Raw genomic sequence first — 5,361 nt, forward strand, 5'->3', positions numbered from 1 at the left:
AGGTCATCCGGTTCCGAGACATCAACTGCTCCCGGTGTGGGAAGGTGGCGGAAGAGCTCCCCGAGGGAGTGAGCATCAGGTACAGCAGGTTTGCCCGGCACGATGAGGCTGGCATTTTTACCTGTGTGGCGTGTGACCATTGCTACGAGCATAATTACCCGTACCGGAAGTTCAGGGACGAGAGCGAGTACAGGGAGTTCATGGCGGAGTGCGGGGAGGTGGTCGATGAAGAGGGGTACTAAATTATCGGACATCATGCTTGCGGAGCAGATTCAAAATCTGGTGATGCTTGCCGGGATGATGGACTTGGAAAGGCTGAAAAAATTTCGAGAAGAGTTAGGCGATGCCTTGTCTCAATACGAGGCGATAGGGTTTATGGACGGGCTTTCATACCTTGGGAAGCTGAGAGATATGAGGGGTAGATTCAAGAGGCTTGAGGCTCTCATAAAATTCATCGAGGTGTCGAGAGAGACAAATCCCGATGTGACTCACGGCGAAGAGGAGGATGACGACTAACATTCAAGCCCCCGGCAGTTTGGGCGTGGCCTTCAATGGCAAGGGGCGAAGCAGTAAATTTTGAGCAAGGAGGTACAGATGAGACGCAGGACAGGGAGAGCGAAGTTCCTGAAGGGTCGGAGGGGTTTTCGATTCACCCGGCAGGTTTTCGGAAGTTGCCACCGTGCGGTGGTGAAAATCAAGAAGCATAAGGAGGTCGAAGGTGGAAAAGGTGTATGAGAAGCAGGAGGGCGAGGTTCTGGTCGAGATTTTTACATACGAGAGCCCTGAGTCCCCGAGAGAGTGGGACAACCTTGGAACGATGGTGTGCTGGCATCGCCGGTATAGCTTGGGCGACAAACATGACTTCAAGACGCCCGAGGAGTTTAAGGAGTGGGCAGGGAAGGGGCTGGCGGTTATTCTCCCCATCTATCTGTATGACCACTCGGGGCTGACGGTGAGCACCCAGCCTTTTTCATGTCCGTGGGATTCCGGGCAGGTGGGGTGGATATATGCCACCAAAGAGGATGTCCGGCAGAATTATGGCGTGAAGAAAATTTCGGCAAAATGGCTTGAGCACGTGAAGGCCGTTCTGGAGGCCGAGGTGAAGACCTACGACCAATACCTGAATGGCGAGGTGTACGGCTACAAGGTGTCGAAAATCAGGAAGTGCGAAGCCTGTGGGCACGAGGAGGAGATTGACGAGGACTCTTGCTGGGGCTTTTATGGAGAGATGAAGGAGTCGGGGATTCTGGAGAATCTCCCGGATTTCGTAAAAACAGAACTGGAGGCGTAAGATGCAGAACGAGTTTTTTGAGAACGTCAGAGCGGAGTTTTTTGACGAGAAGACGGCGGAGTTTGCGTCCACTTTCAACTACCGGGTGGACATCAAGGGGAACAGGTGGTACGTGCGGTTCTCCGAGGGCATGGAGCTGTGGCTGGCCCCGAGCTGGACAACCATCTCAAGGGCGACGATGCCCACCGAGAAGTATCTGGACGACTGGAAGATCGGGGTGGACAAGGAGACGTACTGGTTCATTCTCCGCAATTCGGCGGATTATGGGACGTACCTGCACATCCTGTTCTCCCGGATTCTGAAGGGAGAGGTCATTCAGCCGACAGAGGCGTGGTTCTTTAAGGACATGAAGAGGGTTTTCGACGCTGAGAACTTTCGGCTGGGGAAAGACCGGTACAACTTTGAGGAGACCCGGCGGTGGTACATGGACAAACGGAAGGACGCTGATGGGAATTTCGTGAAGGACGCCGTGGGGTTCGTGCGGTGGGTTCAGGACTTCAAAATCCGCCCGATTGCCATGGAGTACCCGGTAATTTCGCCGGAGACGATGTACTGCATCGACCGGAGGACGGGGAAGATTTACGGGGCTTTCAACACCAGCGAAGACCCGGCGAATTGGATTATGGTGAACAAGTCGGCGAGCGTGATAGACCTCGTGTGCTGGGCCGAGATAGACGGCAAGGACGAGGTGATTCTGGTGGACTTCAAGTCGAGCTATTACGATTTTTCCGAGCAGAACGCCTTCCAGCTTTTGCTGAATATGGAGATGTGGAACGCAGGGCTGGGCGAGTGGAAGTATATGGCTGACCGGAGGGTTGCGAGGGCTTTCAATTACGGGTGCAACCGGTACAAGTGGGCGTCCCTGAAGAGCCAGATGGCGGGGTCGAAAGCGAAGTTCGCTCCGTATAAGTTCAAGGAGATGGTGAACGGCGACAACATAGGGATGCTGAGGGCGAAGCTGGAGCTTTATCTGTCCATCTTCCACGAGGACACGCTGGAGCTGAAAAACCGGGTGGAGTTATCCCCGGAGGCGTTGTTCCTCGACCAGACGACGGACTTGGTGAAGACCGAGTTTCTCGTGGAGTACGACGTGTTCAAGGAGCTCCGGGAGCTGGAGTTGAGCTTGAGAGAGCAGACGGTGAAGGTGAACGAGGCCGAGAAGGAGTTTCTGGCCCCGGCGTCAGAGCCGAAGATTTATCATGCGGACGAGATTCGGACGCACGAAGAGGTGGCAGGGATTCCCGATGACCCACCGAAACCAAAAAGGAAAGGGGGCAAGAAGTGAAAAAGGTATTTGAGGTCGGCGGTGTTTTCGCAGAAGTGGAAGGCGACATCACCCCGGAACAGGAGAAAGAGGTGAAGGAGATGCTCGCCCGGATGGACACAGCAAGGGTTCAGATGGGCAACGGGTTCTCCGAGGTACTCACGGAGGTTGTGAAGCAGAATCCGGGCATCAGCCCGGATATGCTTTTTCAGATTTTTAATTTGGTGGTGGCGGACTTCGTTGACGAGTATCACAAGACGATGGAGTCCCCGAAGCCGAAAATTCAAGTCATTCGTGGAGGTCTGGTTCAATGAGGATTAAGAGAGACGTTGTAGAGTCGAGAATCAAAATCATCGGGCACGTGAAGGTGGGCATGGTTACCAAAAATGCAGAGGGGAAGGAGTTTCCGAAGTCGCTGGATTATTTCCACATCGACAGCGGGACGACCGACCCTCTGTACGCCCAAAATGTGCTGAAGGCATTGGGGACGGTCAAGCCCCGGACGCTCCACATAGTTTTTGTGTCGGACGACGACAACATCAACTGTGATGAGCGGTACGAGCTGATCGTGAAGAAAAGAATATACGCCTACGGTGACGGCGAGACGTTCTTCGAGAGAGGCGAGAAGGACGATGGCTTCAAGATGTACCCGGTTGACCAGTTCCCGAAAATCAAGGACGACATCCTTGCCAGAGGGAAGAAGTTGCAAGCGAACGCAGAGTGGAGCGAGGTTCTCCGTCTGCGTTTTCTTATTTTGGAGTACCGGGACGTTGTGGCGTTGTGGCAGTTCACGACCCACGGGTCAGCGTCATCCATCAAGGAGATCGTGAGCAATTACGAGATGGTGAAGAAGATGACCGGGGGCCGGGTGCGTGGGATTCCGTTCGACATGAACGTGAAGATGGTGAAGTCGGGGAAGGTGGGGGCGTCCCACAAGTTCCCGGTGGTCTCCATTATGGCGAACCTTTCCTATGACAACCTGAACAAGCTGGAGAAGTTGACCGGCGAGGGCCGGAACATCACCGGAATCATTACCAACGAGCTGATGGACGACATCGAGCCGACTCCGTTGATTGAGTTCAAGGAGCAGGAGCCGGAAGACCCCGAGGCGATGATAAACGGGGCGAAAACTCTGGACGAGCTGGCGGAGGCGGTGTCGGTGATTCGGAAAATGGAGCTCGACCCGCTGAGAAGGGAGCATCTCATTCACGTCTATGCCGAGAAGAAGGTGGAGCTGATGAAGGGAGGTGCGAAATGACCCCGAAGACGGCGAAGGTAAAGTGCAAGTGCGGGGCGGAGATAGCAGTTCACGGAGACGTGAAGGCGATAGCCCATAACGGGTTTGTGACCTGCTTTAAGTGTGGGGCGAAGGTAAAACTGGAGGCCGAGTCGTGCTGAGATTAAAAAAATCGACCCGGAGGGTAAAATGGTAGAACTAACAGAGATTCAAAGGGAGACGTTTAAGTACATCGTGAAATCCATCGAGGAGACAGGCGTCCAGCCGTCGTTCGAGGATATGTGCGAGCACTTCGACGTCACGTTAAAGAGTATCTCCGACAGGGTGACAGCACTTGAGCGGAAGGGTTGGCTGAAGAGACTCGGCAAGCACAACCGCTCGCTGAAAATCCTGCGGGGAAAATTTTCCTATGTGGAGGGGAAAGATGGAGAGACTGGTTAGTACGAGGCAGGTCGATTACAAGACTGCGGTGAAAATGGCGAGAATTGCGTGTGCGGATGAAGCTATCCGCATCGAGGTCATGAGGCTATGGAAGCACGCAGGGTTCATCGAGAAGTCTCCCATGGAGGAGGCTCTCGACGCTCTGGAGTATTTCAGGACACATCCCGGCGACCCGTTGGCGGTGAACATGGTTGTCGAGTCTGTCGAGAAAGCATTTCAATATTTGGAGGAGAGGTGATGACCAGCACACAGGCAGGGATTAAGCGGTTCAAGGAGCATTACGGTGAGATCAACCCTGACACCATCGCCCGGTTTTTGGGCGTTGGTCGTGAGGGGAAGAGGGAGCTCAAGAGAGCATGGAAGGCCCGGCTGGAGGCCATCAGGGAGGGGGACAAAAAACTACTTGACAAATAACACGGGGGATGTTTGACTGATGCAAAATGTATGCGGGAGAAATGTTATGGCAAAAGTAAATGGAAAGGTTGCCAAGACGATTGCCGTGAACTTTTCAGAGACTCCGACGGAGCACCGATTTACGGTGTCAAAGGATGAGCTGGACATTCTCCGGCAGGTTGCAGACGAGGAGGGCTGGCCCTTGCAGTCTCTCGTCTCCCTGCTGTTGAAGAGGCTGGCGAAGAATCCGGGGGTACGGAGGATGCTGATTGGTAGAGCGGAGAAACCGTTATGAGCGACAACCGGAAGTATTATTATCTGAAGTTCAAGGAGAACTATTTCGAGCAAGACCACATCAAAGCTATTGAGGCACACCCGAACGGGTACGAGTATTCGCTTATTATCCTGAAGCTGTATTTGAAATCGTTGAAGTTCAACGGGCAGTTGATGATAAACGAGAGAATCCCGTACATGAGGGAAAAGCTGGAGGTGCTGTCGAATGTCATCGGTCATAAACCGGCAGAGGTCGGGATGGCAGTCGGAATGGCAAGGGATTTGGGTATCATCGAGATAGTGTCCTCTGGAGAGATGTTCATGGCTGATATTCAGAATTTCATCGGGCTGTCAAGTACCGAAGGGGACAGGAAAAGAGAGTATCGGAAGATGATTGAGTCCAAAAAAGAGAGTGGACAAATGTCCGGACAAATGTCCGACAAACGTCCACCAGAGATAGAG

At 53.4% G+C, this 5,361-nt stretch carries 12 protein-coding genes; all 12 read left to right on the forward strand.

The window, feature by feature from the left end; translation table 11 throughout:
- Nucleotides 1–242, forward strand: a 242-nt coding sequence (locus tag HWQ67_RS12165) for a hypothetical protein (protein WP_218252959.1), incomplete at its 5' end; no start/stop codon positions are given.
- Nucleotides 226–516, forward strand: a complete 291-nt coding sequence (locus HWQ67_RS12170; protein WP_218252960.1) for a hypothetical protein — start codon at nt 226–228, stop codon at nt 514–516. The genes HWQ67_RS12165 and HWQ67_RS12170, both read left to right, overlap by 17 nt.
- 202 nt (nt 517–718) lie before the next feature.
- Nucleotides 719–1,291, forward strand: a complete 573-nt coding sequence (locus tag HWQ67_RS12175) for a hypothetical protein (RefSeq protein ID WP_218252961.1) — start codon at nt 719–721, stop codon at nt 1,289–1,291.
- Between the two features lies 1 nt (nt 1,292).
- The gene (locus tag HWQ67_RS12180; RefSeq protein WP_218252962.1) at nt 1,293–2,576 is read left to right on the forward strand and encodes a hypothetical protein; all 1,284 of its coding nucleotides are present in this window, start codon (nt 1,293–1,295) and stop codon (nt 2,574–2,576) included.
- The gene (locus HWQ67_RS12185; protein ID WP_218252963.1) at nt 2,573–2,869 is read left to right on the forward strand and encodes a hypothetical protein; all 297 of its coding nucleotides are present in this window, start codon (nt 2,573–2,575) and stop codon (nt 2,867–2,869) included. Before HWQ67_RS12180 ends, HWQ67_RS12185 begins: the two co-directional genes overlap by 4 nt.
- Complete coding sequence (locus tag HWQ67_RS12190; protein ID WP_218252964.1) at nt 2,866–3,813, forward strand: hypothetical protein; 948 nt, start codon at nt 2,866–2,868, stop codon at nt 3,811–3,813. Before HWQ67_RS12185 ends, HWQ67_RS12190 begins: the two co-directional genes overlap by 4 nt.
- Complete coding sequence (locus tag HWQ67_RS12195; RefSeq protein ID WP_218252965.1) at nt 3,810–3,953, forward strand: hypothetical protein; 144 nt, start codon at nt 3,810–3,812, stop codon at nt 3,951–3,953. Before HWQ67_RS12190 ends, HWQ67_RS12195 begins: the two co-directional genes overlap by 4 nt.
- A gap of 28 nt (nt 3,954–3,981) precedes the next feature.
- Entirely contained in the window at nt 3,982–4,233 is a 252-nt protein-coding gene (locus HWQ67_RS12200) for a LexA family protein (RefSeq protein ID WP_218252966.1), read from the forward strand.
- A complete protein-coding gene (locus HWQ67_RS12205; protein ID WP_218252967.1) occupies nt 4,217–4,471 on the forward strand; it encodes a hypothetical protein in 255 nt (84 codons plus the stop codon). Before HWQ67_RS12200 ends, HWQ67_RS12205 begins: the two co-directional genes overlap by 17 nt.
- Nucleotides 4,471–4,647, forward strand: a complete 177-nt coding sequence (locus HWQ67_RS12210) for a hypothetical protein (protein WP_218252968.1) — start codon at nt 4,471–4,473, stop codon at nt 4,645–4,647. The genes HWQ67_RS12205 and HWQ67_RS12210 overlap by 1 nt, the downstream gene beginning before the upstream one ends.
- A gap of 46 nt (nt 4,648–4,693) precedes the next feature.
- A complete protein-coding gene (locus HWQ67_RS12215) occupies nt 4,694–4,921 on the forward strand; it encodes a hypothetical protein (protein WP_218252969.1) in 228 nt (75 codons plus the stop codon).
- Nucleotides 4,918–5,361, forward strand: a 444-nt coding sequence (locus tag HWQ67_RS12220) for a phage replisome organizer N-terminal domain-containing protein (RefSeq protein ID WP_218252970.1), incomplete at its 3' end; no start/stop codon positions are given. The genes HWQ67_RS12215 and HWQ67_RS12220, both read left to right, overlap by 4 nt.

This window comes from Candidatus Magnetobacterium casense (assembly GCF_019173545.1).
Classification (GTDB): Bacteria; Nitrospirota; Thermodesulfovibrionia; order Thermodesulfovibrionales; family Magnetobacteriaceae; genus Magnetobacterium; species Magnetobacterium cryptolimnobacter.

Excerpts from the sequence above, each read along its gene's own strand:
- HWQ67_RS12215 (WP_218252969.1), top strand. The coding sequence starts at position 4,694 with ATGGCAAAAGTAAATGGAAAGGTTGCCAAGACGATTGCCGTGAACTTT.
- HWQ67_RS12180 (WP_218252962.1), top strand. The coding sequence starts at position 1,293 with ATGCAGAACGAGTTTTTTGAGAACGTCAGAGCGGAGTTTTTTGACGAG.
- HWQ67_RS12170 (WP_218252960.1), top strand. The coding sequence starts at position 226 with ATGAAGAGGGGTACTAAATTATCGGACATCATGCTTGCGGAGCAGATT.
- HWQ67_RS12210 (WP_218252968.1), top strand. The coding sequence starts at position 4,471 with ATGACCAGCACACAGGCAGGGATTAAGCGGTTCAAGGAGCATTACGGT.
- HWQ67_RS12190 (WP_218252964.1), top strand. The coding sequence starts at position 2,866 with ATGAGGATTAAGAGAGACGTTGTAGAGTCGAGAATCAAAATCATCGGG.
- HWQ67_RS12205 (WP_218252967.1), top strand. The coding sequence starts at position 4,217 with ATGGAGAGACTGGTTAGTACGAGGCAGGTCGATTACAAGACTGCGGTG.
- HWQ67_RS12195 (WP_218252965.1), top strand. The coding sequence starts at position 3,810 with ATGACCCCGAAGACGGCGAAGGTAAAGTGCAAGTGCGGGGCGGAGATA.
- HWQ67_RS12200 (WP_218252966.1), top strand. The coding sequence starts at position 3,982 with ATGGTAGAACTAACAGAGATTCAAAGGGAGACGTTTAAGTACATCGTG.